Raw genomic sequence first — 26,975 nt, 5'->3', positions numbered from 1 at the left:
TCAGGGTTCCAGGAAGACGACGTTCTCCCGGAGATCGGTCACCTCGTGCCCGGGTACCCAGCGGCGGTGGACACCGCGCTCGATCCGCTCCAGCTCCAGTTCGCGGGCGACCGGCAGCAGTCCCCCGACGTATTCGAGGAGCAGCGTGTCACCACGCCTGTCGCGCACCTGGAACGGCGCGCCGCGCCACTCGCAGACGGTCGTGACGAAGGAGATCGACTCGCACTCCCCGGCCGGCACCGGCCGCACGAAACAGCCCGGCTCGACCTCCTCGAACCCCTCGGCGGGTTCCGTGACGCGCAGCCGTACCCATACGGCGTCCGGGCGCGGGTCGGGACTCGCGGCGTACTCCGTCCCCCGCCAGCGCGCCCGGTAGGAATGCCACATCACGCCGCCCCTTCCGCGCCGTCCACCGGCGCCCCGCCCGCCGGCGCGACGCCGACCAGCATCCAGCGTCCGAGGTCACCGTCGTAGACCGCGCGCCGGTACTCCACCCCGTCCACGGTCAGCTCCCAGATCTCGGCGCCGTGGGGCAACCCGAGACCGTCCACCCTGTACTCGCGGATGACCTGCTCGGCGTTCGGCACGAGCCCCATGCCCACGAACGGCGGTTCCTCGACGACCCACCCGGCCACCGCGGCCCGCGACGCCTCATCGACGCCGCCGTAGGGAGTGCGGTACAGGTCGAGCCCGACCGCGCGCCACCGCAGGATGTTCACCGACCCCTGATCGGTGACCACCCCCTCCTCCCGCGCCTGCCCGAGTGCGTCCGCCAGGACGGCCGGGGTCGCGATGTGCGCGACGTCCCGGGCCCGGTGGCAGTATCCGGAGACCCGGGACTCGCCCCCGGCGACATGGGCGTACAGGTCGGCGGGACGGAGCAGCTTCTGCACCATCGGCGGGCCGGAGCCGGGCTCGGCGAGGCGCTCCTGGACGAGGGACGGCACGGCGAGCCTGGCCACCGTACCGGCCTCCAGGAAGAAGGGCGCCGAAAGGCCCGGGTTCACCGCCAGCCCCCATCGGGGGTCGGGCCAGCCCGCGGCCAGTTCGGCCAGTGTGACGACGCGGACGTGTTCGGCGGTCTCCCCGAGGACGGCGCGCATGGCGTCGGTCGAGGTGTAGGCGGCCAGCCAGGTGCGCCCGTCGGCTTCGAAGGTCGGCCAGGCGGCCGGCTCCCTTCCCTCCGCGGCGGCCTGGCTGACCGGCAGGCCGAGTTCGGTCTGCCGTATCAGTCCCAGGCAGACCGCGAGGTCTCCCGCGGCGAACGCCGCCTGGAGTCGCTTCTCGAACGGGCTCTCGGGCCGCCACTCCTGCACGACGACCACCCTAGGACGTCCGCCGCCGCCGGGCGCGGGGCCCGCCCGGCGGATCACCGCCGGAGGACCCGGACCGCGGGGCCGGCCGCGCCGAAGGACCGCCGCCCCCGTACGTCCTGCTCACCGACGATGTACAGGATCTTGGATACCGCTGTATTAATAGGGCCTTAACCGCAAAGTATCCGATCAGGAATATAAACGGACGAAACTTTCGTCGCCCGACATCTTCGTCCCGTTCCCGGTTAGGAGCCGTTGCTTGACGGAGCCATCTCCCGGCGGTCCGGCCGCCCCCATGAAGGTCGACCACGACCAGCTGGAGAACGTGGTGGCCCCCGGATTCCGGGTGGCCGGCGAGGACCTCGGCGAGGCGGTCGCCCGTGCCGTGGGCGCCCTGGCGGCCCTCGGGCCCCTGCCCGAGGGCGAGGAGACGGACCAGCGGTTCCTCCGGTGGTTCACCCCGAAGCGCGACCAGATGATCGAGCTCACCCGCGATCTCGCCGGCGCCTACGGCGACATCGGGGAGGGGCTGCTCATGGCGGGACGCAACGTCTGGAACGTCGACTGGGGACTCGCCGAGGACCTGGCGAAGGTTCCCGACTACACGGCCGGCGGCCCGCCGCTGGGACCTCCGCCGGGCACGGCCGCGCCCGGCCCGGTCCCCGGGCCCACGCCCGCGCCCCCGGCCGCTCCGATGGCTCCGTCCTCCGGCGGGGCTCCCGCGTCCGTCCCCGACCCGGCGCCCGGCCCGGTGCCCGAACGGGACGGCCGGTGACGCCGCCGCTGTCGCTGTCGCCGGTGTCCGCGCTGTCCCCCACCCGCGGCATGATGCTCCTCCTCGGGACGGGCACCGCCACCCTGGCCGCGCTGAAGATCTACGCCGGGGTGACCGCCCCGGAGATCCCGCCGGAACGGCTGCGGGAGATCGCGCGGATCTTCAACCGGCTCGCCGACGACATCGACGGCGGGGACCCGAACCGGAACGGCTCGGGCGGGGGTGTCTCCGGCCGGGCCGACGCCCTGGCCGAGGCGGTGTGGAACAACCCCCGCAACGGCGGCGAGGCCGTCGAGGCGTTCCAGACCCTCTACCAGGGGGTCGTCCGGGGCTACGCGCCGCAGCTCGCGAGGGACTGCCGCGTCGTGGCCGTCGGCTGCGAGGCGTACGCCCAGCTCGTCGAGACCACCCGGAAGAACCTCGCCGACATCGAGGACCTGCTCCTGCAGATCCTGTGGCTGGTGATGTTCCAGCCGATGACCACCGCCCTGTACGGCTTCGCCGCCGCCCGGATCGCCGCGCTGATCAAGGTGGCCCAGGGCATGAAGTCCGCCTTCGCACTGAGCGCCGGGAGGATCATGGCGATGGCGTTCCCGAAGTACGCCATGACGACGCTCCTCTACATGGTCCTGGACGGCGCGGCCTACGGTTCCGTCTCGCTGGGCATCACCCGGGGCGTCCAGGCGTCGCACGGCCTGCCGACGGGCTCCGCCGGGGAGAACACCACCGAGCTCGGCAGGATCGCCGCGGCGAACGGCGCCTACGCCCTCGTCTACGACGGGGTCAAGGCGACGGCCCTGCGCGGGGCGGCGCCCACCCGTGTCACCGAGCTGATCGCCCGCCTGTCCGGCTCCGGCCTCGGCTACACCCCCGCCTACAACCTGATGAGCGACGACGGCGAGGAGGTCCTGCCCACGCCCGAGCAGTGGGCGGCCAAGCTGACCGGGCACGGCCTGCGGGCCGCCATCTTCCCGCCCGGCTGGAAGTTCAGGTAGGCGCCGCCGGAGACCCGGCGGGACCCGCCTGCCCCGGCTCGGATCCGACCACGAGAGGACGACCCGTGCGACACCCCGACGACGCGGCCCTGCGCCGGATGGAAGAGGGACTGAGCGAGATCATCGGCGAGGGCGAGGCTGCCGGCGGGCTGGTCCGCGCCGTCACCGGGCCGTCCGGCCGGTTGCTGGACATCGCCTTCGACCCGCGTGTCATGCGCCTGGACAGCCACGAGCTGGCCCGGGAGGTCGGCGCCGCCGTACGGCGGGCCCAGGAGGACGGCGAGCGCAGGGCGCGGGAACTGGTCGACGGCACGCTCGGCCCGGCGGAGCCCGGTGACGCCCCCGGGGAACCCCTCGACCACGCGCGGTTCTGGGACGGGCTCGGGAGGATGCGTCAGGACTTCGAACGGTCGATGGCCGAACAGGAGGCCGAGCTCGCCCGCCGGCTGGGAAACCTGGACCGGCTCTGACCCGGAGGGCTACCCGAGGCGGACCACGGCGTCCACCCCGCCCTCGCCGTCCTCGGTGAGCTCGGCCCCCGCGCCCGCCAGCAGCCGCCGGGCGGCCCCGTTGTCCACGGTGGTGGTGGCGACCAGCCGCCGCGCCCCGGTCTTCGCCGCCTCGGCGAGCAGGAGGCCGACGACCGCGGCGCCGACACCCCGCCCCCGCTGGGAGCGGCCGATCCAGACGCCGGTCTCGACGGCGTCGCCGCCCTGGTGGAGGAGCAGCCGGGCCGCGCCGGCCACCCGGCCGCCGACCGCGATGGCGTAGGTGGCCTCGACCGGGACGGGAGCCAGGGACCGCGACCGGTGGAAGTCCAGGAACGCCCGGCGCCGAGCGGGCGTCCAGCCCTCCGGGCCCTCCACGGGGGGCATCACCTCGTACGGGTCGGCGTCGGCGACCGCGGCGTCCAGCAGCGCCTCCAGCCGTTCCTCGTCCAGCGGCCACAGTTCCACGCGCTCATCGGATTCCATGGCGGGAGTCTTCCCAGGGCCGTCCGAAGCGGTCAACCGAATTCGGCCCCGGCACGCCTGTCCCGTGTCCCACGCCGACCGGCTCGTGCGCGTACCGCACCGTCCCCGGCGTGTTCCGCATCGTCCCCTGCGCGGACCACGTGGGCCCCGGAGGACCCGGGCAGGCCCCGGGGCGCGGAGCCCCGGGGCATCGCCGCGGAGGCGGACGGGAATCGAACCCGCCGCGCCGAGATGCTCGACGCCACCGGTTTTGAAGACCGGGAGGGCCACCAGACACCTTGACGCCTCCGCGGGCGATGCTACCGGCCTCCGGCTCCACCGGCCGCGCCGCCCCGCCCCGCCCCGCCCCGGGCGACACGCGTGCGGGAAGGAGCATTCCGGATCGTGCCGATTACGATGGCCGGAAGACGGCGACGCCTCCGGATACGGCGGGCGGCCGGCGGCCCCCACGCGTGACGGACCCGACGTATGCGGAGGAGCAGGCCGTACCCGGCCGACGAGAAGATGACCGAGGACAAGCCGGCCGGATCCACGGGCTCCCCGGTGAGCCCGCCCGGCGGCCACGGCGCCGCCCACCGCGTGACGGTGGTGGTGGCCACCCGGAACCGCCGCCGCGACCTGGAGCGGTCGCTGCCGCGTCACGAGGCGCCGGTCATCCTGGTCGACAACGGCTCCACCGACGGCACCCCGGCCTTCGTCCGGGAGCGGTTCCCGCACGTCGAGGTGGTCGAGGCGGGGCGCAACCTCGGCGCGCCGGGCCGTGACCTCGGCGTCCGGCTCGCCAGGACCCCCTACGTCGCCTTCGCCGACGACGACTCCTGGTGGGCGCCGGGCGCGCTCGCCCGCGCCGTGGACGTGCTGGACGCCCATCCCCGCCTGGCGGTGCTCGCCGGGCGCGTGCTGGTGGGACCGGAGGAGCGTCCGGATCCGATCTGCCACGGCATGGCCGCGTCCCCCCTCCCCGCCGAACCCGACCTTCCCGGACCGAGCGTGCTGGGGTTCCTGGCGTGCGGGGCCGTGGTGCGCCGGGCCGCCCATCTCGCCGCCGGCGGTTTCGACGACGTCGTCTTCTTCTTCGGCGAGGAGGAGCGTCTCGCGCTGGACCTGGCCGCCGCCGGCTGGGGGCTCGCCTACGTCGACGGCGTGGTCGCCCACCACCATCCCTCGCCGTCCCGGGACCCGGAGGGCCGCCGGGCGCTGGCCGTCCGCAACGCGGTGCTGACGGCCGTCATGCGCCGGCCGTGGCCGGTGGTGGCGCGTGCCGTGCTCACCGCCGCCCGCGGCGGCCCGCCGGGGCGGCGGGGCCTGCGGGATGCGGTACCCCGGCTGCCCCGGGCGCTGGCGCGCCGCCGTGTCCCGCCGCGGCGGGTGGAGGAGGCGCGCGCGTCGCTGGACGCTCCCCGGCCATGACGGCGAGCGGGACCGGGCGGAACCGGGCGGAACCGGAGGGGACCGGACAGGACCGGACGGCTCAGCCGGGAAGGGTCTCGCCGCCGATCGGGGACAGGACCTCCCCGGTGTAGTACGACGAGAGCCGGTCGGCGGCGAAGAAGACGTACGACGGCGCGATCTCGTCCGGGTGCGCGGCACGCTCCATGGGCACCTGCTGTCCGAACTTCTCGACCTTCTCCTCCGGCATGGTCGCGGGGATCAGCGGCGTCCAGACCGGTCCGGGCGCCACCGCGTTCACCCTGATCCGCCGCTCGACCAGGACCTGGGCGAGCGAGTAGGTCAGGGCGTTGATCGCTCCCTTGGTCGCGGAGTAGTCGATCAGGGACTTGTTGCCGCGCAACCCGTTGATCGAGGACGTGTTGACGGTGGCGCCGCCGTCCGGCATGTGGCGGAGCGCGGCCTTGGTGACCCGGAAGTAGCTGTCGATGTTGACGGAGAACGTGGCTCTGCGGAGGCGCGCTGCTCTGTTCCTGTGACATACGGGGCGCCCTACCCGGCGGGGTTCCCCCGACGCACCGGATCACCCAAACGTCGGCAAGGAAAACCGGCGGCCCGCGTCAGAGATCCGCCCGTGCGCTCCGCAGGGCCTCCTCCGCGCTGTCGCACAGCTCGAAGAACGCGCTCAGGCCGGTGATGCGCAGCATGCGGAGCACGCCCGGAGGGGGCGCGGCCACGATGAGGCGGACCCCGCGGTCCCCGCTGTCGGTGCAGATCGACACCAGCGTCCCCAGTCCCGTGGAGTCGCAGAAGGTCGTCGCGCCGAGGTCCAGGACCAGGCACCCGCCCGCGAGGCCGTCCCACATCGTGGCGACCACGGTCCGCACGTCCGGGGCGGTGCTCCAGTCCAGGGCGTCGCCCACCCGGACGACGCCGATCCTGCCGTGCGGTTCGAGGTCGGAACTCAAGGTCGTTCCCTCAGGTGGCTGCACCATCGGCTCAAGCTCCCCACGACGAAGTCGCCTTATCGGGCATCTATCACGCACAAGATAAGACAAATCACCGGCACAGACACATCGGCGGCCGTCCCCGGAGCCGCACAGGGCTCCCTCCCGAGGTCGTACGGCCGTTCCCGGGGCCGTACGGCGGCCGTACGGGGGCCCTGGAGGCCGTACGGTGCCCTCCCGGCCGCGACGGGAAAGATCGTGAGCGGCCGGGGCCACCACGAATCACTCTCCCCCGCGAGTGACCCGGTCGAATCGGGTCAGGTATCCGATGAGGCGAGAAGCGAGGGGGAGACGAGATCATGGCAACCGTCGCGGAGCAGTTCATCGAGGTACTGCGCCAGGCCGGCGTCGAACGGGTCTACGGGGTGGTGGGCGACAGCCTCAACCCCGTGGTGGACGCGATCCGCAGGACGCCCGGCATCGAGTGGGCGCACGTGCGCAACGAGGAGGCCGGGGCGTTCGCCGCCGCGGCCGAGGCGCAGGTCACCGGCCGCCTGGCGGTCTGCGCGGGAAGCTGTGGACCGGGCAACACCCACCTGATCCAGGGACTGTACGACGCCCACCGCAGCGGCGCCCCCGTGCTCGCCCTGGCCTCACACATCCCCAGCGCCGAGATCGGCACCGGGTTCTTCCAGGAGACCCATCCCGAGCGCCTGTTCACCGAGTGCAGCGGCTTCTGCGAGATGATCAGTACGGCCGCGCAGATGCCCCGGGTGCTGCGCGTCGCCGTCCAGAAGGCCGTCGGCGACGGCGGCGTGTCGGTCGTCGTCCTTCCCGGCGACGTCGCGGGCGAGCAGGCCCCGAACGAGACCGGGCACCACCGCTTCGTCACCCGGACCGGCACGCTCGCGCCCCCGCCGGAGCAGGTGGAGGAGCTGGCCGCGGCGCTCAACGCCGCGCAGAAGGTCATGCTGTTCTGCGGAGCCGGGGTACGGGGCGCCCACGCCGAGGTCATGGAGCTGGCAGGGCGCACGCTCGCGCCGGTCGGCCACGCGCTGCGCGGCAAGGAGTGGATCCAGTACGACAACCCCTACGACGTGGGGATGAGCGGGCTGCTCGGCTATGGCGCCTGCTACGAGGCCATGCACGAGGCGGACCTGGTGGTGCTGGTGGGCACGGACTTCCCCTACCCGGACTTCCTGCCCGGCCGCAAGACGGTCCAGATCGACCATGACCCGGCGCACCTGGGCCGCAGGACCCCGATCGAACTCGGCGTCCACGGCGACGTCGGCGCGACGCTCCGGGCGGTACTGCCCTCCGTCAGGCAGAAGTCCGACCGGCGCTACCTCGACAGGATGCTGAACCGGCACCTGAAGACGCTGGACCAGGTCGTGGACGCCTACACCCGCAACATCGAGCGCCACGTGCCGATCCACCCCGAGTACGTGGCGGACGTCCTGGACGAGCTGGCCGACGACGACGCGATCTTCACGGTGGACACCGGCATGTGCAACGTCTGGGCCGCCCGCTACCTCACGCCCAACGGCCGCCGCCGCGTCATCGGCTCCTTCTGGCACGGGAGCATGGCCAACGCCCTCCCGCACGCCATCGGCGCGGCGTTCGCCGCCCCCGGACGGCAGGTCGTCTCGCTCTCGGGCGACGGGGGCCTGAGCATGCTGCTCGGCGAGCTGCTGACCGTCCGGATGCACGACCTGCCGGTGAAGGTCGTACTCTTCAACAACTCCTCGCTCGGGATGGTCAAGCTGGAGATGCTGGTGGACGGCTTCCCCGACTTCGGCACCGACTCCGCGCCGGTGGACTACGCGGCCGTCGCCGCCGCTATGGGCATCCCCTCGGCGACGGTGGAGAAGCCTGCCGAGGTCCAGAAGGCGCTGGCCACAGCGCTCGCGACGCCGGGACCGTACCTGCTGAACGTCCTCACCGACCCCGACGCGCTGTCCATCCCCCCGCGCGTCACCCAGGAGCAGGTGAAGGGGTTCGCGCTGGCCGCGGGCAAGGTGGTGCTCAACGGCGGGGTCGGCCGCATGATCAATCTGGCCAGGGCCAACCTGCGGAACATCCCGCGCCCCTGACCTCACCGGTCTGCCCCGCCGGCTCCGGGCCGTGGGGCGGTGGGGTGGCGGTTCGGCGGGGCCGTGGGGTGGCGGTGGGGTGGCGGCCGGGCGCCCGGCGGTCGGCGGTCGGCGGTCGGCGGTCAGTGGTCGGTGCGGAACCGTCGGTGCGGAACTGTCGGCGGTCCCGGCCATGATGACCGCCATGGATGAGTGGCGCGAGACCCGCCGGACACTGCGTGAGTTCGCCCTCGGCCTGCCCGAGGCGTACGAGGACCACCCATGGGGCGACACCGTCGTCAAGGTCAACAAGAAGATTTTCGCGTTCCTCGGCGCGGAGGATCCGGGCGAGAGCCGGCGGCCCGCCGTCTGGCTGAAGCTGCCGGAGTCACACGGCCACGCGCTCAGCGTGGCGGGCGCCGAGCCGTCGCGGTACGGCCTCGGCCGGGCGCACTGGGTGACGATCCCGCTGGACGGCGGCGCGCCGCCGGAGACCGAGGTGCTGCTCGACTGGGTCGAGGAGAGCTACCGCGCCGTCGCCCCCAAGAGGCTCGTGGCCGCGCTCGACGCCCCCGGCCCGTAGCCGCGCCCGACCCCCGGCCGGTGACCTCGCCCGACGTCCCCGGCTGGTGACCTCGCCCGACGCCCCCGGCCGGTCGCAGCCGGCCGGGATGTCGCGTGCGCGGCGGAGGACGACCACGGAAATCCGGTCGATACGCCACCCGGCTGACCGGATCCCCACTCTGTCGGCGTGCCTCCACACAACGACATAAGGCGACTGTAAGTATCTTTCCTGTAACGCTGAGCGATCTGTGCGAGCAGGAACCACCGTTCCGGCCGGCGGGTCAGTCGCGGCCGCAGTGCCGCGTTCCAGAAGGAACGGTATCTCCATGGTCACGCCCAACTCCGAAGACGCCACGGGCCGGCCCGCCCGGCCGAAGGGACAGCGCCCGGTGAAGGGTGTGGCGGCGCTGGGGGTGGCCGGGTCGCTCGTCGCGGCGGTCGCCGCGATCGCCCAGCCCTCCTCCGGCGCGTCCCCGGTCTCCGCCACCTATCCACGGCCCGCCGTTTCGCCCGGCCCCTGGGCGTCCGGGCAGGCCCCGCACCGGGGGGCCAGGGCGGACGACTCCGGCACGGCACGCGGGCTCAGGAACGACCGGCGGCCGGAGCGCGGCCCCGACCGCGGAGACGACGCCCGCGGGAACGGCGCCCGTGAGAACGGCGCCCGGGGAAGTGGCGTCCGCGGGAACGGCGCCCGGGGGAACGACACCCGGGAAGAGAACGCCCGAGGAGGCGACGCCCGCCGAAACGAGGCCCGCCGGCACGACACCCGCGGGAACGACCGTGGAAACGGCGACCGCGGCGACCTCCGTGGAAACGGCGCACTCGGAAACGACACCCGTGGAAACGGTGCTCACGGAAACGGTGCTCACGGAGACGACGCCCGCGAGGGTGACGCCCGCGGGGGCGGCAGGGGCGGGAACGGCGGATCCGCCCTCGGCCCGATGAACAAGCCGGTCAGTCCCACCAAGCGGTTCGTCGCACCCGGCAGGCGCGGCGGCTTCATCAAGCTGGGCTTCGCCCGTCCCGCCGCGCTCCGGCAGCCGACGCCCACGCCGACCGCGACGGCCACGGCCACGCCCGTCCCCTCGGTCTCCGAGACCGCGGAGGCCACTCCCAGCGCGAGCGCCACCGCCACCTCCTTCGCCCTGTCGAGGTCCGTGGTGAGCCCGAACCCCCGGCGGACCCCGAGGCCCCGCCTGCGCCGGGGCTGGGACGACATCTGCCGGCCCCGCTTCCTCTTCAGGATCGACAACTTCCACCCGAGGAACTTCTTCCTGGCCCGGACCCACTTCATCGACGGACCGGGCGGCTCGGTGACCGCGACGGTGACCCGGCAGCACCGGGTGTACTACGAGGTCGAGTTCGAGCGGGAGAAGATCGAGCACAAGCGCAGGGAGCTGGAGTTCACCAGGGGCCCGCGGATCGACCGGGACGAGATCCTCCGCCTGCTGCGCAACAACCTCAACCCGCTGATCGCCGAGGAGTACATCGTCGAGGCCGGGCACGAGTACACCCACGAGATCTCCGACGACATGTACGGCCACCTGTGGTATCGCGTCTTCGGCTACCGGGTCGGGTTCTCGGCGTGGTACCGCACCAGCACCTGCGGCTTCCACAAGGTCGTCGCGGGCATCGCCAACGTGCCCGCCAGGGTGGAGGGCTGGAAGTACTGGGAGACCACGCGACCGGTCTTCCACGGGCACGTGCTGTGGGACTGCCACACGAAGGGCTGCCGGCGCGGGATCGACCCCTGATCGGGTGACGGCCGGCCGCCGTCGGTGACGCTCGTCGCGCCACGGCTCCCGGCCGAGCACCTCGGCCAGGGCCATGGCCGCGTCGTGGACGTCGGCGGAGCCGATGCCGAGCGGGGCGAAGCCGAAGCGCAGCGGGTCGGGGGCGCGGAAATCGCCGTGGACGCCGCGGCCGATCAGCGCCCGCATCGCGGGACGGCCCTCCGGGCGCCCGAAGCCGACCTGGCTGCCGCGCCGCGCCGCTCCGGGTCGCGGGGCGAGGCGAGCTCCAGGCCGTACGGCACGCACAGCTCCTCGACCGGGTCGCTGAAGAGCGACGTCAGCGCCACGCTCTCGGCGCGGGCCCGCGCCGTGTCCACCCGTTCCCGGATGTCCGGCGACGCGTTGAGCGGGGCGAACGACAGCATGTGGGGGTGCTCACCGCGAAGCGCCGGACGCCCTCGGCGGGACGGTGGGCGGGCTCGGAGACGAACGGCGCCGCGTGCCCGTGCCGGCCGGTCAGCATGGGCTCGGCGCCCGCCGGTACACCGGCTACCCCGGCCACCCCGGCCGCGGGCCGGGCGCCCCGGCCGCGGGCCGTGCCGCGCATCGGCCGCCCTCGTCCGGGGGTCCCCGGTGTCCCCGGCGGCGCGGCGGTCATCTCCGCCGTGGGTCGGGCGCTCCAGCGGGCATACGGTTCTCTGGCCGCTGCGTCAGGACGCCTCTGTCCCAGGACGCCTCTGTCCCAGGAAACCTCTGTGGCGGGGCCGCCGCATCGGGGACGCCGTGCCGGCATGCCGCCGTACCAGGACGACAAGCAGGAGGACCCATGAAGACCCGCACCGAGACGGTCGCCGTCGCCGACGGCTCGTTCGACATGCACCTGTGGCTGCCGGAGGGGGGTTCGGGCCCGGTCGTCCTGCTGATCCAGGAGATCTACGGTGTCGGGCCGTACATCCGGAAGGTCGCCGAGGACCTGGCGGCGCTCGGGTACGTCGTCGGCGCGCCGGACCTGTTCTGGCGGCTGCGGCCCGGGTGGGTGTCCGGTCACGACGAGGCCGGAACGGCGGCGTCGCTCGAACTGGCCTCCGGGTTCGACCTGCCGCAGGGCGTGGCCGACTCGGCGATCGCGCTGGCGCACCTTCGGGCGCTGCCGGAGGCGCGGGGCCGGGCGGGGGTGGTCGGGTTCTGTCTGGGCGGCTCGATCGCCTATCTCCTGGCGGCGACCGCCGAGGTGGACGCGGTGGCGTCGTTCTACGGCTCGGCCGTGCCGGACGCCACCGGCATGATGGAGAAGATCACCGCCCCGCTGCTGTTCGTGTTCGGCGGCTCCGACCCCTACATCCCGCGCGACCAGGTCGCCAGGGTGGAGCAGGCCGCCGCCGCTCGGCCGAACGTGGAGATGCACGTCGCGGAGGAGGCCGGACACGCCTTCCACAACCACGAGGCCCCGCAGTTCTACGACCCCGCGGCCGCACCGGTCGCCTGGGAGCGGGCCGTGGAGTTCCTCCGGCGCCACCTGGGATGATCGCCGCGCCCGGATCGGGCACCGCGCGCGAGACGACCTCGGCACCCGGATCGGGCGCGGTGGAGCGGGGAGGATCCGTACGGCCTCGGATCCCGTCCGGCGGCTCCTGATCAGGGCGCGGGTCGCGGAAGGGGACCTGGCCGGAGGGTCACCTTTCCCTATCCGGCCCCTGTCCGGGGGACCGCCCGCCCGGGGCCGCACCCGGCATCATTGCTCCCATGCGGCAGGCATGGGAGCAATGGGGAAATATCATCGTCGCGGCGCTTTTGGCGATTCCACCGGCCCTCGTCGCCGCCCGCCTCCTGGCCCTCCGCCGCGCCCGGGCCGGACGCCCCCATCCGGTCCGCACGGCCCTGGCCGACGTCGCCATGGTCGCCGGGACCGCCCCCTGGGCGTGGATGATCCTCACCCCCACGGGCGGCGAGGGAGGCGTCAGCCTCATCCCGTTCCGGGACCTCGCGGCCGTGCTCCACGGACCGCCGCAGACCGCGTTCGTGCAGGTCGGAGGGAACCTTCTGGTCTTCGCCACGCTCGGCGCCCTGCTCCCGGCGCGGTCGGCGCGGTTCTCCTCCCTCGCCGCGGTCGCGGCCGTGGCCGCCGCCTCCTCACTCACCGTCGAACTCCTCCAGTACGGCCTGCGCCTCGGCCGGGTGACCTCCGTCGACGACGTGCTGGTGAACACGGCGGGTGCCGTACTGGCGGCGGCGATCACCCGCCGGTGGCAGGCCTCCCGAATAGCGGGCGGAACCGTTCCTCGGTAACGGCCCGGTGAAACGCGCGGAGATCGCCACACGGGCACGTTCCTCTCAAAAGAAGCACGCGACCAACCTCTGTATCTGTGCGATCGTGGACAAGACGGGGCAAGTTCTCTGGAGACGCCAAACCCGGTTGGTGACAGAGGGTGATCAAACGTGCAGCAATCCCCGGTACCTCCCGAGCCCCCGATCTACCGGCGTATCGCCGACGAGCTTCGCGAAGCGATCTTGTCCGGCGAACTCCGAGACGGGGACCGGCTTCCGGGCGAGAACGCCCTCATGGGGCGGCACGGCATAGCCCGTGCGACCGCCAGACAGGCATTGTCCGTGCTCATCAACGAAGGACTCGCCGTGCCCAGACGCGGCTCGGGGGTGTACGTCCGGCAGTTCCGGCCGATCAGACGGCACGGTTCCCGCCGGCTCTCCCACGAACAATGGGGACGGGGGCGGGCCATCTGGGAATCCGACGCCAGAGGCCGTCCCTACACCGTGGACGACATGAACATCGAACGGGAGACCGCGGAGGAGGCCGTGGCCCGCGTGCTCGGCGGCGCGGACGTGTGGGTCCGGCGACGACGCTACTCGGTGGACGGCAGGCCGGTGCAGTTGTCGGCCTCCCACTTCCCCGCCGATCTGGTGGACGGCACCGCGATCACGCGGGAGGACACGGGACAGGGCGGCGTGTACGCGCGCCTCCGCGACCTCGGCCACGCCCCGGCGCACTTCAGCGAGGAGGTACGGGCCCGGATGCCCCACCCCCACGAGACCGTCCTCCTCGACCTGCCGGCCGGCACCCCGATCATCGTGATCTTCCGGACCGCCTACACGGCGGACGGAAGACCCGTGGAGGTCAACGAGATGATCCTCGACGCCGCCTCCTATGTACTCCAGTACGACTTCGACGCATAGATCAAGCCGTTCTGTCAACCGATAGGTTGACCTGTCCCTCACGATCATTGATTTCTCTAGAGAGGTGCCGCACCGTCGGAGGTGGAGCGTCACACAGTCGGGACCGGGCGCGGGGAAGGTGCGGGGATGTCATTCGACCGGCATCTAGCGGAAATCGCCCGGGAGTTTCCCGACTGGACGATCTGGCGGAGTGACGCGGGGCGGTGGTGGGCCACCCGCCACCACCCGCTGACGTCCGCGCAACGCGAGGCCGGCTGCGCGATGACGATCGACGCCGACGAGCCCGAGGGACTACGCGGACAACTACTCGACCAACAGGAACGTTCCGGCGGAACGGGTCACTGAGAGAGCCGCCCGGTGCCGGGGCCAGCGATTTCCGCGGTCCCGGTACCGGGCCCCCAATCGCGGAAGCCCCCGGGCCCTATCGGGGGCGGGGGCTTCCGCCCTGACGGCTCCGCGCCGACCGATCCGCCCGGACCGATCCGCGGTCCGGGTGCGGCCGGATCGCATGCGATCGATCCTCACGAACAGGCAGGCCGTACCGGAGCCCGGCGCCGGGTCAGAGCCGGGCGATCGGCGCGGCCGGGGCGCGGTGACCGTCGGCACGGCCGCCGTCCGCGTCGTCCGCGTCGTTCATGCTGTCCGCGCTGTCCGAACCGTCCGCACGATCCGAAGCGTCCACACGGTCCGGACGGTCTGCGCGGTCTGCGCGGCCCGAACCGAACCCGTCACCCGCGCCGGCCCGGCCCCCGACGTCCCGGGCGTCCCCGGTCGCCTCGTTCTCCTCGTCGTCCTCGGCCACGATCACCCGGACGGCTTCGACGTCCGCCTCGATGCCCGCGTCCCCGTCGGCACCGGTCTCCGCATCCGGACCGGCGATGTCCACGACCTCGTCACCGGAGCCGGAGCCGAGCTCGGGACCGGGACCGGGACCGGAGCCGGAGTCACGGTCGGAGCCACGGCCGGAACCGGGCCCGGAGTCACGGCCGGCCCCGGCGTCAGGACCGGAGCCGGGCCCGGCTCCGTGGTGGGGCTCGGCCCCCGGCGCCGCGACGGGCGCCCCGGGGAGCGCCTGCGTCTCCTGGTCCGCCGGGACCGGGATCGGGGCGGGCCGCACGGGCGCGGGCGGCAGGACGGCGTCCTCGTCGATCAGGGACCCGGCCGCGCCCTCCCGGTGGAGCAGGTCGCCCAGGACGGTGCCCATCTCGGTGAGACGGCGCACCACCTCCCGGTGGGTGTCGGTGAGGTAGGTCACCCGGCGGCCGGTCGTCTCGTCCAGGACCGCGGCCCGCTGCTGGGCCGCGGTGAGCGTCGAGTGCGCCTCGGCGTTGGCGGAGGACACGGCCGCCTCGGCCTGGGCCCTGGCGTGCCCCAGGGTGGACTCCGCCTCGGCGCGGGCGCCCTCGACCATCCGCTCGGCCTCGTTCCGCGCCGCGGTGAGCATCCGCTCGGCCTCGGCGTGCGCGCCGCGCAGGGCCTCCTCGGCCTCGGCGCGGGCCGCGCCGATGGTCTCGTCGGCCTCCTGCCCCGCCTGGGTGAGCCTCTTCTCGGCCGTGGCGGTGGCGTCGGCGACCCTGCGCTCGGCCTCCTGCTGCGCCGCCGTCAGGATCGCCTCCGCGCGTTCCCGCGCCGAGCCCACCAGCCGCTCCGCCTCCGTCGCGGCGTCGTCACGCAGCTTGTTCGCCTCGGCGATGGCCGTATCGCGCTTGGCGGCCGCCTCCTCCTCGCCCAGCTTCAGGATCTGGCTGAGCCGCTGGCCGAGTTCGTCGTAGTCCTGGGGGGCGTCGGAGATCCTGCGCCGGGCGTCGGCCAGCTCGATCCGGCTCCGTTCTACCTGCTCGGCCGCCCGGGCGAGTCGCTCCTCGAGGTCGCGGATCTGCGCCCGGGTGCGGTTCATGTACTCGTGAACCTGGCGACGGCTGTAACCGCGCATCGCGACCTCGAACAGGTTCTCCTGCATCAGATCGGGAAAGCTGTCGTGCTCGTTTGTCATGCTGCTACCCGTGGAGGTTGGTGGCGGAAAGGAGACGTCGGTAGACGACTTTCCTGCTTACCGGCCAAGTCCGCAACCGGAACGCCTCACCTGCTTGCGGAAATATCGGACAGCTTCACGGCGCGTAACATCGGACGCGTGACTACCGACCCGTACATCGCCTCCCTCGACGGCGACGCGGCCCCCAGCATCCATCCGGACGCCTACGTCGCCCCGGGCGCGGTGGTCGTCGGCCGCGTACGGCTCGGCCGCGCGGCGAGCGTCTGGTACGGATCGGTCCTCCGCGGCGACGACGAGCGGATCGAGGTCGGCGAGGAGTGCAACGTCCAGGACCTGTGCTGCCTGCACGCCGATCCCGGCGAGCCCACGGTGCTCGAACCGCGGGTCAGCCTGGGCCACAAGGCCATGGTGCACGGCGCCCACGTGGAGACCGGGGCGCTGGTCGGCATCGGGGCCATCGTGCTCGGCGGGGCCAGGATCGGCGCGGGCTCCCTGGTCGCGGCGGGGGCGCTGGTGGGTCCCGGCAAGAAGATCCCGGCGGGGGTGCTCGTCGCGGGCGTCCCCGGCAGGATCGTCCGCGAGCTCACCGACGACGACCGCGCGTCCTTCGCCCGCACCCCGGACAACTACGCGGCCAAGGCGGCCCGGCACCGCGCCGCCGTCCCCGTCCCGCCCGGCCGGCTCCCCTGACCACCACCCCGCGCCGCCGTCCCGCCGGAGACACCGGCCCGCGGGAGGCGCGGCGCCGTACCGCGTTGCCGGCGTCCGGCGTCCACGGCGTCCACGGCGTCTTCCATGGCCTCCATGGCGCTCACGGCGTCCACGGCGCTCACGGCCGGGAACGGCCGCCCCGGGGCCCGGGACGGCGGGGGAGGCCGCGGGTAACATGGCCGCCGTGTCGCGCTGGGACTGTTTCGACGCCATCGAGGGCGACGTGCGCACCATGGTGGCCGATCCGCGGTGGGCGGCGCTCCCGGGCCCCGCGCGGGCCCAGGCCATCGCGTCGCGCGTCCTGACCGCCCCGGACGGCGGGCGCTGGCTGTTCGGCGCGCAGGCCCGGTGGCACCGCCATGACCCGGCCGGAGGCCGCTGGCACCCGGCCGCGCCGCCGGTCGACCCGGAGTTCCGCGCCGCGTCGCGGGTCTCCCACGACACGTCGGTGATCCCGCGGCACGTGGTCCCGCACGGCCCGGACGTCACCGTCGGCCGCGGCTCCGTCCAGGGGTTCGTCGGCCCCGACGTTCCTCCCCGGATCACTGGCCGGGTACGCGAGCTGCTGGCCGCCCAGCGCGGCAGGCGCCGCGAGGACTTCCCCCTCACCGGCCCGTTCACCGAGGTCTTCGCCGAGGAGGTGGCCAGCCCGGTGGCCGCCGTCTGGGGCACGCTCATGTGGTGCGCCTACGCCCCCGCCTTCGACGGCAACGAGGTGCTGCTGTCGATGTTCGGCGAGTTCCTGGCCCGGCCGCTGCCCGGCGACGAGTGGGTCCGGTGGCTGTCCCCCTTCTCCCTGGAGGACCTGGCCGCCCTGTACGGCGAGCGGGTCAGGGCCGGCCATCCGGAGGCCGGGCGCCGCCTGGTGGCGCTCATGGCGGACACCGCGGAGGTGATCCGCGACGACCCCCGTTTCCGGCCCCGGGCGGACGCCCTGCTGGCCATGCTGGAGCCGGTGCTCCGCCGTACGGGCGTGGATCCCTCCGCCGCCCAGACCGGCGACCACGCCGTACGGCGGGCGTGGCTGGAGCGCTGCCCGCCCCACGTGATGCTGCCGGAGACCTCGCCGGGCGAGCACCTCCAGCACGTGCTCTACGACCTGGTCGTGGCGCTCGGGTTCGTCGCCGCCAAGGGGGCCGACCCCCGGGCCGTCGCGGCCTCTCTGCTCGCCGCCGACCTGTCCGAGGCCGCTCCCGGGGCGGCCGGTGAGCTGTATCCGTGGCTGGAGCCGGAGCTGCGCCACATGCTGCGGGTGGCGCTGGACGACCCGTCGCACCCGCTGCGGAAGTGCTGGCCCCGCGCCGGGGAGCTGCCCGCGGCCCTGCACCCGCCGGACCGGGCGGGGGCCGCGGCGCTGCTGGGCACCGCCTACGCCGCCGGGCTCGCGTGGTGCCGCCTCACCGGGACCCCGGTTCCCGGACGGGGGTTCGTGACGGCTTCGGCGGTCGTGCACCGGCTGATCCACGAGCGCGACGATCCCGAACCGAACGACCAGGACGGCCCGGCGGGCTCTACGGGACCGGAGACCCCGAGGAGCCCGGGAGCCCCGAACGTCCCTGGAACCCCGTTCCGTCACTTCTGACAAAGATCCACTCGGTTAAACCACGAATGGAGTTATTCCTCGCTTACTCCGCTTATAGCGTTCTCAGACGACCGGTACCGCCGATTGGCTGAATTGTGATCTCGCAGCCGGGAAATGACCCCTCCGAGGGTGTGGTGGGGACGCCAGGAATGGTCCCGATGGGCCATGGGAACGCGGGGACCCTCCGCCGTAACCTCGAAGTGGGTGTGGGCTGCGGAAGGAAGGACGACGCGGTGGGGCACGACGACCTGGACTCTAGGGTCCACGACCGTGTCGCGTTGGACGAGATCGCGCTCTATGCCGAGGTGCTTACCGCCGTCGCCATCAGCGAACGGCCGCTTACCTTGGCGGAGCTCGACAACGCGCTCGGATTGAGCGCTTCGGCGATCTGCTGAAGCCGTTGGGTTTACCAACCGTCTGGAAGACCGGAAAGCGTCCCGGGCTCCCTCGGAGGGGTCCGGGACGCCCTCGTCCGGATGACCGTCCGGGCCGCCGGGTGACTAGTCACGACCGGACGAGACGGGCGATCGCCGCCGATGCCTCCTTGACCTTCTCCTCCGCCTCGGGTCCCCCGCCGTTGATGGCGTCGGCGACGCAGTGACGGATGTGGTCCTCCAGCAGGCCGAGCGCCACCGCCTGGAGCGCCCGGGTGGCCGCAGAGACCTGCGTCAGGATGTCGATGCAGTAGGAGTCTTCCTCGACCATCCGCTGCAGGCCCCGGATCTGCCCCTCGATCCGCCGCAGGCGGGTCAGGTAGGCCTGCTTGTCTCCGCTGTACCCATGCATGTCCCAACGGTACCCGCGTCAGGCGGGGCGGGCGGCGTCCGCGATCAGTTTCTCCCAGCGCTCGGCCACCGAGGAGGCCCGGTGCGGGGCGGCCGCGGCCAGCGCGCCGGCCGCGAGCTCCCTGCGCCGCCGCTCGTCGTCGATGAGGGCGAGCAGCGCGGACGCGTACGCCCGGACCTCGCTCTCCCCGGCGGACCCGGCGGATCCGGCGGGCTCACGGTCCCCGTTCTCCCCGGCGGGTCCGGCGCCGTCCTGGTCCCCGTCCGCTCCCGGGGGGACCAGCACACCGCTGCGGCCGTCGGTCACGAACTCCCCCGCCCCGCCGGGGCCGTCGAACCCGACCACCGGCACCCCGCTGGCCAGGGCCTCGATCACGGTCATCCCGAGTCCCTCGGTCCTGGCGGTCGTCGCCACGATCGACGCCTTGGCGAACTCTCCGGCGAGGTCGGGGGTGGTGCCCATGAAGTACACGTGGTTGTGCAGGCCCAGTTCGGCGGCCAGGGCGCGCAGCCGCCGGTCCTCCGGGCCCCCGCCGTACAGGCGGAGCCGCCAGTCGGGGCGTTTGTCGGCGACGGTGGCGAACGCGCGGATCAGCAGGTCGTAGGACTTCGCCGGCACCCAGCGTCCGCCCGCCACGACGAGGCGGTTGTCCATCCGCGAGCGCGGCCAGGGGCCGCCGGGAAGCGCGTCCGGGATCACGGTGACCGTGGCCGTCCCCCCGGCCACGTCCTCCCACTCGGCGCGGCCGGCCTCGGTGGCGGCGACGACCGCGTCCAGCCGGGGGTAGAACCGCCTGATCGACGCGACGGCCGGCGGACGGCCCCACTCGCGGGCGATCCGTACGGCGTCGCGGGGCGCGTGCCTGGCCGCCTGGACGCTCAGGCCCGGCCTGGTGCTGATCAGCACGTCGGTCTTGAGGGAGCGCAGCCGCCGCCACAGGGCGACGTCGGTGCGGACCTGTCCCGACGGGAGCAGGTGCCGCACGCCGGGCCGGTCGTCGACCACCCACGACAGCCGCACCCCGGCCCGCACCGGGAAGAACGGCCGCTCCCGATGACGGCGGACGCTGAGGATCTCCACCTCGTGCCGCGGGGAGAGCGCCTCCGCGAGGTTGACGACCGATCGGGCGTCGCCGCGCATGCCGTAGACGGAGGGGACAAGCAGGCAGATCCTCACCCGCCGACCTCGATCCTGAGCTCGTCGTCCAGCGTGTAGCGGGGCCGGATCGGCACCCCGTCGATCCGCGCGGCCGGGTAGTGCAGGCGGCGGCGCTTGCCGTCCACGTCGTCCAGCCAGGATCCCAGGCGGAGCGGCTCGGCCAGGTCGTCCACCTCCAGCGAGGGCTCCCAGGTACCGGGGTGCTCGGGCGCGGCGGCGAGCACGTCGCACAGGGACAGCGCGGCGTGGAAGCGCACCCCCTGGACCGTCGCACCGACCGTCAGCGCGGCGTCGGGCCGGTTGCGGCGAAGCGCGAGCCGCGCCTCGTGCCGTGACTCGTCGTCGTCGAGCCCGGTGAAGGTCAGTACCCCGGTGACCTCGAAGCGCCCCTCCCGGAACCACACCGCCCGCACCTCGGCCGCGGGCGCGGCCCGCTCCACCCGCAGCGCCAGGAACCCGGTGCGGGTGCGGTAGGAACGGTAGGCGAGGGTACGGCGGCCCAGCGCGTAGGTCTCCAGACGATCGAGGGAGAAACCCGGGTCGACGCTGTGGATCCGGTCGCGCGTCTCGCCGCGTTCGAGGTAGGTGTCCCAGCGGCCGGGATCCAGCGTCAGCGGGGCGAGGGAGACCGCCAGCGTCGCGTCCCGCGTCTCCTCACCGAAGGGCCCCAGCGCCACCCGGCGCTCGGTCCCGGTGGCCCGGTGACGCAGGACCAGGTCGGCGTGGCCGGTGAGCGGGGCGTCGGCGGCCACGCGTAACGAGAGGACGTCGGCCAGCGTGACCTCGGCGTCGGTGACGATGACGCGCATCACTAGCCCCCTCCCGTCGAATGAGCTGTGCGACGTTGAGGTTACCGTGATTTACCCGTTATGTGGAGAAAGAGTTTAGGACCTGATGTCCTTTTCTCACCACCTTGACCGGTTGTCAGTGCGACCGGCAAACACGGACCGTGGTCACGTCGCTCTCAGACGGTGAAGGCCGGAACCCCGCCGGAGCGGGGTCCCGGGCCTCCACGGAGCATGATCCGGAAAGGCCCGGGAGCGTGACCCGGAGTCCCCCGGAGACTCTTCGGAGCGTGACCCGGAACCTCTCCGGAGCCGGAGAACCGCGGCGCCGCGCCTCAGACCGCCGTCCCCGCCGGCTCGGCCGGCGGCTCGGCGGGCTGTCCCTTGATGGACCTGATCAGGAGCTGGGAGACGTCCACGACCTCCAGGCTCTCCTTGGCCTCGCCCGCGTTCTTCTTCTCGTTGATCGAGTCGCCCAGCATGACCAGGCAGAACGGGCAGGCCGTGGAGATGGTGTCGGGGTCGGTGGTCAGCGCCTCGTCCACGCGCTCGGTGTTGATGCGCTTGCCGAGCCGCTCCTCCATCCACATCCGCGCGCCACCGGCGCCGCAGCAGAAACCACGGTCCTTGTGCCGGTGCATCTCCTGGGTCCGCACTCCGGGCACCTTGGCCATGATGTCGCGCGGCTGGGAGTAGACCTTGTTGTGCCGGCCCAGGAAGCAGGGGTCGTGGTAGGTGATCTTCTCGTCGATCGGCGTGACCGGCACCAGCAGGCCCTCGTCCACCAGCCTGGCCAGCAGCTGTGTGTGGTGGACGACCTCGAAGGTCCCGCCGAGCTGCGGGTACTCGTTGGCCAGGGTGTTGAAGCAGTGCGGGCAGGTCGCGACGATCTTCTTGACCCCGGCCTCGTTCAGCGTCTCGATGTTCTGCTTGGCCAGCATGTCGAAGAGGTACTCCATGCCCAGGCGGCGGGCCGGGTCACCGGAGCACGCCTCCATCGGGCCGAGCACGGCGAACTTCACGCCCGCGACGTGCAGCAGCTCCGCGACCGCCTTGGTGGTCTTCTTGGCCCGGTCCTCCAGGGCGCCGGCGCAGCCGACCCAGAAGAGGTACTCGGTGTCCTCGGGCATCTTCTCGTCGACGAGCTGGATCTCGATGGGGTCTTCCTCGCGGGAGGCGAGCTCCTCGATCCAGTCGGCCCGCTTCATCTCGGACATCCCCCAGGGGTTGCCCTTGTTCTCCAGGTTGCGGACCATGACGCCGGCCTCGGTGGGGAAGTTGGACTCCACCATCGCCTGGTAGCGGCGCATGTCGAGGATGTGGTCGATGTGCTCGATGTCCACCGGGCACTGCTCGACGCAGGCGCCGCAGTTGGTGCAGGACCACAGCACGTCCGGGTGGATGACGCCGTCCTCGCCGACCAGCGGCTTGTCCAGCAGGGCGAGCACGTCCTCGTGCAGGTCGGCGCGCTGCTCCTCGGTCGCCATGAGGTAGGGAGCGATCTTGAAGGCGTGGTCGCGCTGGTCGAGGATCAGCATCTTCGGCGACAGCGGCTTGTCGGTGTTCCAGGCCGGGCACTGCGACTGGCAGCGGCCGCACTCGGTGCAGGTGTAGAAGTCGAGGAAGCCCTTCCAGCCGACGTCCTTGATGCTGCCGCGGCCCAGCCGGTCACCGTCGAGGTCCTCGTCCTCGAAGTCGACGACCTGGCCGTCGATCCGCAGCGGCTGGGCGGGGCCGTTGCCGTCGGGGCGGCGGGAGAACATCACGTTCAGCGGCGCGGTGAAGATGTGCAGGTGCTTGGAGTTCACCACGATGACGAGGAACACCAGCATGACGCCGATGTGCAGCAGCAGCCCGACGCCCTCCAGCACCTCGTTGGCCGTTTCGCCCAGCGGCCGCAGCAGCGCGGCGGCCGCCTCGGAGGCGAACGCCCCGGAGGCGTAGGGCAGGTTGCCGGTGTTGAAGGCGGCGCCGCGGAAGAGGAACATCGTCCAGATCACGTTGAAGATCATGAAGAGGACGAGCCAGGCGCCGCCGAGGTGCGAGCCGGAGAAACGCGACTTGCGGCCGAGCTTCCTGGGGGAGTTCCTGATCCGGATGACCGTGAAGGCCACCAGCCCGAGCAGGGCGGCGACCGCGATGAAGTCCTGCAGGAAGCCCAGGACGGGCCAGGTCCCGATGAGGGGGATGTGGAAGTCCGGCCTGCCGGTGACGCCGCCCTGGATCAGCGCGCCGTACGCCTCCAGGTAGACGGTGGCCAGGATGAAGAACGCCCACATGACGAAGAAGTGGGCGGTGCCCGACGGGGTCCACTTCAGCAGCTTCTTCTGCCCGAAGACCTCGACGAGCTGGGCCTTGATCTCCGCGCCCACGTTGTTCCTGGCGTACTCGATCCGTTCGGGCGCGGGTGGCCCGACGGTGGCGAGGTTGTACAGGAACAGCACGCGACGCGCGGCGAGCGTGACCGCGACGGCTGTCATGACCAGCCCGATGACCGCTACCCAGAGCACGGGGTCCTCCCACAGACGGCGTTGGCTGCCAGCGTACGACCGCCGGTCATCCACGGTGACGACGGGTTACCACAGATCCTACCCATCGGTAACATGTTGTCGGTCCCGGACCCGCGGCGACCGTGGCCACCATACGGTCAATCCGCGTCCAGAACAATGCTCTACGCAAGTGTCGGGCGAGCCGGTCGGTCCTCGTCCAGATACCGCTGGATCGTCGGCGCGAACAGCGCGACCAGCTCCTCGACCCCGGCCGAGGCGAGCGGATCGAGCCGCAGCACATGCCGCATCACGATCAGGCCGAACATCTGGGAGAAGGCCGCCTCCATCCGGATCCGCGGAATGCCGAGACCCCGGGCGGCCCGATCCAGCAGCTCCTCGGTGAAGAACTCCCGCACCGTGGCGGCCACCTGGTCGTTGGTCATCGCGGTGCGGATCATGGCCAGCAGCGGCTGGCGCGCCTCCGGGTCCGCGGTCAGCCCCAGGACGAACCGGACGATCCGCTCGCCGACCTCCCCGCGCGGCCCGCCGACGAGGACGGGGACGACCTCCTCGGGGTTCATCGGCAGGTCCATGACGGCGACGAAGACCCCCGCCTTGCTCGTGAAGTAGTGGTGGACCAGCGCCGGGTCCACCCCCGCCTGCCGGGCGATGCCCCGGACGGTCGTCCGGTCGAACCCCTTCTCCGCGAAGATCTGGCGCGCGGCCGCCAGGATCTGCCCCCGGGTGTCGGCCGACCCCGGCCTGCGCCCCGGACGCCGCCTGACCGCCGCCGCGTCCGCCACGCCGCCCTCACCGCCGGCGCGTCCCGCGCCCTCCACGCCCATGTCCTCGCGCCCTCCGCCCGGCCCCGCGCCCCTCAGGCCTTCGAGGGCGCGGCGAGGTGGCGGCGGGCGAAGGCCAGCGCCTCGGTGAGGTCGTCGATCCGCTCGGTACGGCTGGCCGCCTTGCGCGTGTTGATCTCCAGCACCACCAGGCCGCCGAAGCCGCCGGCCGACAGGCGCTCCAGGATCGGCGCGCACGGCTGGTTCCCCCGGCCGGGGACCAGGTGCTCGTCCTTGTTCGCCACCCCGAGCCCGTCGGCGAGGTGCAGGTGCGCGATCCGGTCGCCGAGCTTGCCGAACATCTCCATGGCGTCGACACCGGACACCGCCGTGTGCGACAGGTCCAGGGTCACCTGGGGGAAGTCGTAGTCGACCGGGTTCCAGCCCGGCGAGTAGGGGACCACCTCGTTGCCCCGGGCCCGCAGCGGGAACATGTTCTCCACCGCGAAGGCAACGTCGGTCTCATCGCGCATCCGGGCCAGGCCGATCTCGAAGTCACGCGCGTAGTCGCGCTGCCAGCGGAACGGCGGATGCACCACGACCGTCCGCGCCCCGACCCGCTCGGCGGCCCGCTGCGCCCGCTGGAGCTTGGCCCAGGGGTCCTTGCCCCACACCCGCTGGGTCACCAGCAGGCAGGGGGCGTGGATGGCCAGGATCGGCAGCTGGTAGTGGTCGGACAGACGCTCCAGGACGTCGACGTCCTGGCTCACGGGGTCGGCGCCCACCATGATCTCGACACCGTCGTATCCGAGACGCGCGGCCAGCTCGAAGGCGTCCGGGGTGCGTTCTGGGTAAACCGACGCGGTGGACAAAGCGATCTTCGCACTGGGTTCCCGGACAACGCTCATCTGTCTTTCCCTCCGGCTCGGAGCTCGCGGAGCTCGCGCGAACGGGCGTCGCGGCGTCCGCCGGTCCGCACGTCCACCGGGGTCTCCGGGCCGCCTGCCCGGGACGCGCGCGGGCCTGCCTCCCCGCGCCCGGTGTCCCGTCCGCTTCGCTCGCTCACCTTGCCAGCCTAAGCGCGCCGGGCGACCTGTGGAGTCGGCCTCGCGGATGCGACGGAGAACACACCGCTACCGTGAACGCATGCCCAGGCCGTTGAGGGGCGTCGTCCCCAGCCCGAACATCTGGAACACCCCGCACGTCTACGAGCTGGAGAACCGCGCCGTGGACCCGGAGGGGCGCGCCGAGGCGGCGATGGCCGCCATCCGGCCGTGGGACGGCGCGACGGTTCTCGACATCGGCTGCGGAACCGGCTACCACCTGCCCTCCCTGGCGGCCACGGCCTCCCGCGTGATCGGCGTCGAGCCGCACGAGGGACTCGCCCGGCTCGCCCGCCGCCGCTGCCGGGCCCTGCCCGGCGTCGAGGTCCACGTGGCCGCCGCCCAGGACCTGCCGCTCCCGGACGCGTCGGTGGACGTCGCCTTCGCCCGCTGGGCGTACTTCTTCGGCCCCGGCTGCGAGCCCGGCCTCGCCGAGCTCTCCCGCGTCGTACGGCGGGGCGGCGCGGCCTTCGTCATCGACCTGGACGCCGGCCGCGGCGCGTTCGGCCGCTGGTTCGGCCGGTCGGTCCCCGCCGGCTACTCCGCCGAGGCCGTCGAACGCTTCTGGACCCGCCAGGGATGGCAGAGCAGGCCGCTGGACCTGCGCATGTCCTTCGAGCGCCGCGCCGACCTGGAGGCGGTGCTGCGCATCGAGTTCACCCCCGAGGTCGCCGCTCAGGCCATCGCCGAGACCCCCGGTCTGGAGATCGACTACCCCAACGTGCTGCGCTGGCGGCGTTTCTGACCCCTGGCCGGTGAGAACGAGGAGTGAGACCTCGGCGGGACCGGCCCCGTGCCGGAACGGGAACCACGACGGAACGGGAACCGTGACCGAACGGAGGCGGGGAACCGGGATGGGATCGCCCGCCGTACGGCTTGACCTTGACGCTGACGTCAACGCCTACCGTGACGGGGTGAGGAGGTCCGGATGCGGATCGGAGAGCTCGCCAGACGTGCCGGGGTCAGCACCCGGGCACTGCGCTACTACGAGCAGCAGGGGCTGATCACCGCGCGACGCGCGGCCAACGGCTACCGCGAGTACAGCGAGGCGGACCTGCGACTGGTCACCGAGATCAGGTCGCTGCTCACCGTCGGCTTCACGCTGGAGGACGCCCGGCCGTTCGTGGCGTGCCTGCGGGCCGGGCACGAGTCGGGGGCTTCGTGCCCGGAGTCGGTGGAGGTCTACCGGCGCAAGCTGACCGAGATCGACGACGAGATCCGCACGCTGCTCACGCGCCGGGCCGAGGTGGCCGCCCAGCTCGGCGCGGCGTGCCCGGGATGCATGTTCGGGCCGCCTCCCGACCGGAACGAGGGAGAATCATGATCAATCTGACCGCCGACAACTTCGCCGAGCAGGTGCTGGAGAGCGACAAGCCCGTCCTGGTGGACTTCTGGGCCGAGTGGTGCCCGCCGTGCCGGATGATCGCGCCGGTCCTGGAGCAGATCGAGGCCGAGTACGGCGACCGCCTCACGATCGCCAAGCTGAACTCCGACGAACACCCGGAGATCGCGGCCCGCTACGGCGTCACGGGCCTGCCCACGCTCAACCTCTACAGGGGCGGCGAGGTGGTCCGGCAGATCGTGGGCGCCAAGCCCAAGCGCCTCCTCCTCGCCGACCTGGAGGGCCACATCTGA

Annotated in this window: 28 protein-coding genes, 1 tRNA gene and 1 pseudogene; 15 read left to right on the top strand and 15 right to left on the bottom strand. The window is 72.8% G+C overall.

The annotated features are described in order from the left end of the window. Together ACZ6W9_RS05010 and ACZ6W9_RS05005 are read right to left on the bottom strand one after the other, a co-directional pair. Positions 1-387, bottom strand: coding sequence for a hypothetical protein (locus ACZ6W9_RS05010; protein ID WP_470116743.1), 387 nt, complete (start codon positions 385-387; stop codon positions 1-3). Next, positions 387-1,316, bottom strand: a complete 930-nt coding sequence (locus ACZ6W9_RS05005) for an SseB family protein (protein ID WP_470116742.1) — start codon at positions 1,314-1,316, stop codon at positions 387-389. Before ACZ6W9_RS05005 ends, ACZ6W9_RS05010 begins: the two co-directional genes overlap by 1 nt. 256 nt (positions 1,317-1,572) lie before the next feature. On the opposite strand from ACZ6W9_RS05005, the gene ACZ6W9_RS05000 reads away from it, so the two are divergent. The 3 genes from ACZ6W9_RS05000 to ACZ6W9_RS04990 all read left to right on the top strand — a co-directional run bounded on the left by ACZ6W9_RS05000 (position 1,573) and on the right by ACZ6W9_RS04990 (position 3,553). Then, positions 1,573-2,088, top strand: a complete 516-nt coding sequence (locus ACZ6W9_RS05000) for a hypothetical protein (protein ID WP_470116741.1) — start codon at positions 1,573-1,575, stop codon at positions 2,086-2,088. Further along, positions 2,085-3,083: a hypothetical protein gene (locus tag ACZ6W9_RS04995; protein WP_389969725.1), complete on the top strand. Its 999-nt coding sequence runs from the start codon at positions 2,085-2,087 to the stop codon at positions 3,081-3,083. The genes ACZ6W9_RS05000 and ACZ6W9_RS04995 overlap by 4 nt, the downstream gene beginning before the upstream one ends. A 65-nt stretch (positions 3,084-3,148) precedes the next feature. Next, positions 3,149-3,553, top strand: coding sequence for a YbaB/EbfC family nucleoid-associated protein (locus tag ACZ6W9_RS04990; RefSeq protein ID WP_470116740.1), 405 nt, complete (start codon positions 3,149-3,151; stop codon positions 3,551-3,553). A gap of 9 nt (positions 3,554-3,562) precedes the next feature. Here ACZ6W9_RS04990 and ACZ6W9_RS04985 read toward each other — a convergent pair whose 3' ends face one another. Further along, entirely contained in the window at positions 3,563-4,057 is a 495-nt protein-coding gene (locus ACZ6W9_RS04985) for a GNAT family N-acetyltransferase (RefSeq protein ID WP_389969729.1), read from the bottom strand. 195 nt (positions 4,058-4,252) lie between these two features. Beyond that, positions 4,253-4,346: transfer RNA gene (locus tag ACZ6W9_RS04980), tRNA-Sec, on the bottom strand. Positions 4,347-4,525: 179 nt separating this feature from the next. Between ACZ6W9_RS04980 and ACZ6W9_RS04975 the strand changes: the two genes are divergently transcribed. Further along, complete coding sequence (locus ACZ6W9_RS04975; protein WP_470116739.1) at positions 4,526-5,467, top strand: glycosyltransferase family 2 protein; 942 nt, start codon at positions 4,526-4,528, stop codon at positions 5,465-5,467. 61 nt (positions 5,468-5,528) lie between these two features. Here ACZ6W9_RS04975 and ACZ6W9_RS04970 read toward each other — a convergent pair. Then, a pseudogene (locus ACZ6W9_RS04970) lies at positions 5,529-5,957 on the bottom strand (SDR family oxidoreductase); the annotation flags it as partial. A gap of 109 nt (positions 5,958-6,066) precedes the next feature. Further along, positions 6,067-6,414 (bottom strand): STAS domain-containing protein, encoded by a 348-nt coding sequence (locus ACZ6W9_RS04965; protein ID WP_389969733.1) that lies wholly within the window; start codon positions 6,412-6,414, stop codon positions 6,067-6,069. A 338-nt stretch (positions 6,415-6,752) separates the two neighbouring features. On the opposite strand from ACZ6W9_RS04965, the gene ACZ6W9_RS04960 reads away from it, so the two are divergent. After that, entirely contained in the window at positions 6,753-8,486 is a 1,734-nt protein-coding gene (locus ACZ6W9_RS04960) for a pyruvate dehydrogenase (RefSeq protein ID WP_389969735.1), read from the top strand. A 184-nt stretch (positions 8,487-8,670) separates the two neighbouring features. Further along, a complete protein-coding gene (locus ACZ6W9_RS04955; RefSeq protein WP_362933628.1) occupies positions 8,671-9,048 on the top strand; it encodes an MmcQ/YjbR family DNA-binding protein in 378 nt (125 codons plus the stop codon). A 262-nt stretch (positions 9,049-9,310) separates the two neighbouring features. Here the strand turns inward: ACZ6W9_RS04955 and ACZ6W9_RS04950 are convergent, their stop codons facing one another. After that, the gene (locus ACZ6W9_RS04950; RefSeq protein WP_470116768.1) at positions 9,311-11,068 is read right to left on the bottom strand and encodes a kynureninase/PvdN C-terminal domain-containing protein; all 1,758 of its coding nucleotides are present in this window, start codon (positions 11,066-11,068) and stop codon (positions 9,311-9,313) included. Next, entirely contained in the window at positions 10,957-11,187 is a 231-nt protein-coding gene (locus ACZ6W9_RS04945; RefSeq protein ID WP_389969739.1) for a kynureninase/PvdN C-terminal domain-containing protein, read from the bottom strand. Before ACZ6W9_RS04945 ends, ACZ6W9_RS04950 begins: the two co-directional genes overlap by 112 nt. A gap of 401 nt (positions 11,188-11,588) precedes the next feature. On the opposite strand from ACZ6W9_RS04945, the gene ACZ6W9_RS04940 reads away from it, so the two are divergent. The 4 genes from ACZ6W9_RS04940 (at position 11,589) to ACZ6W9_RS04925 (ending at position 14,296) form a co-directional block, all read left to right on the top strand. Continuing rightward, complete coding sequence (locus ACZ6W9_RS04940; protein WP_362933619.1) at positions 11,589-12,287, top strand: dienelactone hydrolase family protein; 699 nt, start codon at positions 11,589-11,591, stop codon at positions 12,285-12,287. Positions 12,288-12,553: 266 nt separating this feature from the next. After that, positions 12,554-13,048 carry a VanZ family protein gene (locus ACZ6W9_RS04935; protein ID WP_389969741.1) on the top strand — a complete coding sequence of 165 codons (495 nt, stop codon included), beginning with the start codon at positions 12,554-12,556 and terminating at the stop codon, positions 13,046-13,048. Positions 13,049-13,198: 150 nt separating this feature from the next. Next, complete coding sequence (locus tag ACZ6W9_RS04930) at positions 13,199-13,951, top strand: GntR family transcriptional regulator (RefSeq protein ID WP_470116738.1); 753 nt, start codon at positions 13,199-13,201, stop codon at positions 13,949-13,951. 126 nt (positions 13,952-14,077) lie between these two features. Continuing rightward, positions 14,078-14,296, top strand: a complete 219-nt coding sequence (locus tag ACZ6W9_RS04925; protein WP_389969745.1) for a hypothetical protein — start codon at positions 14,078-14,080, stop codon at positions 14,294-14,296. Between the two features lie 214 nt (positions 14,297-14,510). On the opposite strand, the gene ACZ6W9_RS04920 is transcribed toward ACZ6W9_RS04925, so the two are convergent. Beyond that, the gene (locus ACZ6W9_RS04920) at positions 14,511-15,944 is read right to left on the bottom strand and encodes a hypothetical protein (RefSeq protein WP_389969747.1); all 1,434 of its coding nucleotides are present in this window, start codon (positions 15,942-15,944) and stop codon (positions 14,511-14,513) included. A 138-nt stretch (positions 15,945-16,082) separates the two neighbouring features. Here ACZ6W9_RS04920 and ACZ6W9_RS04915 point away from each other — a divergent pair, with 138 nt between their 5' ends. Together ACZ6W9_RS04915 and ACZ6W9_RS04910 are read left to right on the top strand one after the other, a co-directional pair. Further along, on the top strand, positions 16,083-16,634 hold the full coding sequence (locus ACZ6W9_RS04915) for a gamma carbonic anhydrase family protein (protein ID WP_389969749.1): 552 nt from the start codon (positions 16,083-16,085) through the stop codon (positions 16,632-16,634). Positions 16,635-16,830: 196 nt separating this feature from the next. Next, on the top strand, positions 16,831-18,237 hold the full coding sequence (locus ACZ6W9_RS04910) for a hypothetical protein (protein WP_389969751.1): 1,407 nt from the start codon (positions 16,831-16,833) through the stop codon (positions 18,235-18,237). A gap of 504 nt (positions 18,238-18,741) precedes the next feature. Here ACZ6W9_RS04910 and ACZ6W9_RS04905 read toward each other — a convergent pair. The 6 genes from ACZ6W9_RS04905 to ACZ6W9_RS04880 form a co-directional block, all read right to left on the bottom strand. Beyond that, complete coding sequence (locus ACZ6W9_RS04905; protein ID WP_362933598.1) at positions 18,742-19,023, bottom strand: metal-sensitive transcriptional regulator; 282 nt, start codon at positions 19,021-19,023, stop codon at positions 18,742-18,744. A gap of 18 nt (positions 19,024-19,041) precedes the next feature. Next, on the bottom strand, positions 19,042-20,199 hold the full coding sequence (locus ACZ6W9_RS04900; RefSeq protein WP_470116737.1) for a glycosyltransferase: 1,158 nt from the start codon (positions 20,197-20,199) through the stop codon (positions 19,042-19,044). Further along, positions 20,196-20,990, bottom strand: a complete 795-nt coding sequence (locus ACZ6W9_RS04895) for a hypothetical protein (RefSeq protein WP_470116736.1) — start codon at positions 20,988-20,990, stop codon at positions 20,196-20,198. Before ACZ6W9_RS04895 ends, ACZ6W9_RS04900 begins: the two co-directional genes overlap by 4 nt. 311 nt (positions 20,991-21,301) lie before the next feature. Beyond that, positions 21,302-23,476, bottom strand: coding sequence for a (Fe-S)-binding protein (locus ACZ6W9_RS04890; protein ID WP_389961144.1), 2,175 nt, complete (start codon positions 23,474-23,476; stop codon positions 21,302-21,304). Between the two features lie 161 nt (positions 23,477-23,637). Further along, positions 23,638-24,294 carry a TetR/AcrR family transcriptional regulator gene (locus ACZ6W9_RS04885; protein WP_389961146.1) on the bottom strand — a complete coding sequence of 219 codons (657 nt, stop codon included), beginning with the start codon at positions 24,292-24,294 and terminating at the stop codon, positions 23,638-23,640. A gap of 38 nt (positions 24,295-24,332) precedes the next feature. Beyond that, positions 24,333-25,145, bottom strand: coding sequence for a sugar phosphate isomerase/epimerase family protein (locus tag ACZ6W9_RS04880; RefSeq protein ID WP_470116735.1), 813 nt, complete (start codon positions 25,143-25,145; stop codon positions 24,333-24,335). A gap of 238 nt (positions 25,146-25,383) precedes the next feature. On the opposite strand from ACZ6W9_RS04880, the gene ACZ6W9_RS04875 reads away from it, so the two are divergent. The 3 genes from ACZ6W9_RS04875 (at position 25,384) to trxA (ending at position 26,975) form a co-directional block, all read left to right on the top strand. Further along, entirely contained in the window at positions 25,384-26,085 is a 702-nt protein-coding gene (locus ACZ6W9_RS04875) for a class I SAM-dependent methyltransferase (RefSeq protein WP_389961150.1), read from the top strand. Between the two features lie 183 nt (positions 26,086-26,268). Further along, entirely contained in the window at positions 26,269-26,664 is a 396-nt protein-coding gene (locus tag ACZ6W9_RS04870) for a MerR family transcriptional regulator (protein ID WP_362933577.1), read from the top strand. After that, positions 26,661-26,975 (top strand): thioredoxin, encoded by a 315-nt coding sequence (gene trxA, locus ACZ6W9_RS04865; RefSeq protein WP_362933574.1) that lies wholly within the window; start codon positions 26,661-26,663, stop codon positions 26,973-26,975. The genes ACZ6W9_RS04870 and trxA overlap by 4 nt, the downstream gene beginning before the upstream one ends.

Source organism: Streptosporangium sp. NPDC053982, assembly GCF_055585205.1.
This window is presented reverse-complemented; position numbering and strand designations above follow the sequence as displayed.

Bases quoted from the DNA above. Each gene is read 5' to 3' on its own strand.
- ACZ6W9_RS05010 (WP_470116743.1), bottom strand. From the start codon at position 387: ATGTGGCATTCCTACCGGGCGCGCTGGCGGGGGACGGAGTACGCCGCG.
- ACZ6W9_RS04985 (WP_389969729.1), bottom strand. From the start codon at position 4,057: ATGGAATCCGATGAGCGCGTGGAACTGTGGCCGCTGGACGAGGAACGG.
- ACZ6W9_RS04975 (WP_470116739.1), top strand. From the start codon at position 4,526: ATGCGGAGGAGCAGGCCGTACCCGGCCGACGAGAAGATGACCGAGGAC.
- ACZ6W9_RS04960 (WP_389969735.1), top strand. From the start codon at position 6,753: ATGGCAACCGTCGCGGAGCAGTTCATCGAGGTACTGCGCCAGGCCGGC.
- ACZ6W9_RS04955 (WP_362933628.1), top strand. From the start codon at position 8,671: ATGGATGAGTGGCGCGAGACCCGCCGGACACTGCGTGAGTTCGCCCTC.
- ACZ6W9_RS04945 (WP_389969739.1), bottom strand. From the start codon at position 11,187: ATGCTGTCGTTCGCCCCGCTCAACGCGTCGCCGGACATCCGGGAACGG.
- ACZ6W9_RS04940 (WP_362933619.1), top strand. From the start codon at position 11,589: ATGAAGACCCGCACCGAGACGGTCGCCGTCGCCGACGGCTCGTTCGAC.
- ACZ6W9_RS04925 (WP_389969745.1), top strand. From the start codon at position 14,078: ATGTCATTCGACCGGCATCTAGCGGAAATCGCCCGGGAGTTTCCCGAC.
- ACZ6W9_RS04920 (WP_389969747.1), bottom strand. From the start codon at position 15,944: ATGACAAACGAGCACGACAGCTTTCCCGATCTGATGCAGGAGAACCTG.
- ACZ6W9_RS04910 (WP_389969751.1), top strand. From the start codon at position 16,831: ATGGCCGCCGTGTCGCGCTGGGACTGTTTCGACGCCATCGAGGGCGAC.
- ACZ6W9_RS04905 (WP_362933598.1), bottom strand. From the start codon at position 19,023: ATGCATGGGTACAGCGGAGACAAGCAGGCCTACCTGACCCGCCTGCGG.
- ACZ6W9_RS04895 (WP_470116736.1), bottom strand. From the start codon at position 20,990: ATGCGCGTCATCGTCACCGACGCCGAGGTCACGCTGGCCGACGTCCTC.
- ACZ6W9_RS04880 (WP_470116735.1), bottom strand. From the start codon at position 25,145: ATGAGCGTTGTCCGGGAACCCAGTGCGAAGATCGCTTTGTCCACCGCG.
- ACZ6W9_RS04875 (WP_389961150.1), top strand. From the start codon at position 25,384: ATGCCCAGGCCGTTGAGGGGCGTCGTCCCCAGCCCGAACATCTGGAAC.
- ACZ6W9_RS04870 (WP_362933577.1), top strand. From the start codon at position 26,269: ATGCGGATCGGAGAGCTCGCCAGACGTGCCGGGGTCAGCACCCGGGCA.
- trxA (WP_362933574.1), top strand. From the start codon at position 26,661: ATGATCAATCTGACCGCCGACAACTTCGCCGAGCAGGTGCTGGAGAGC.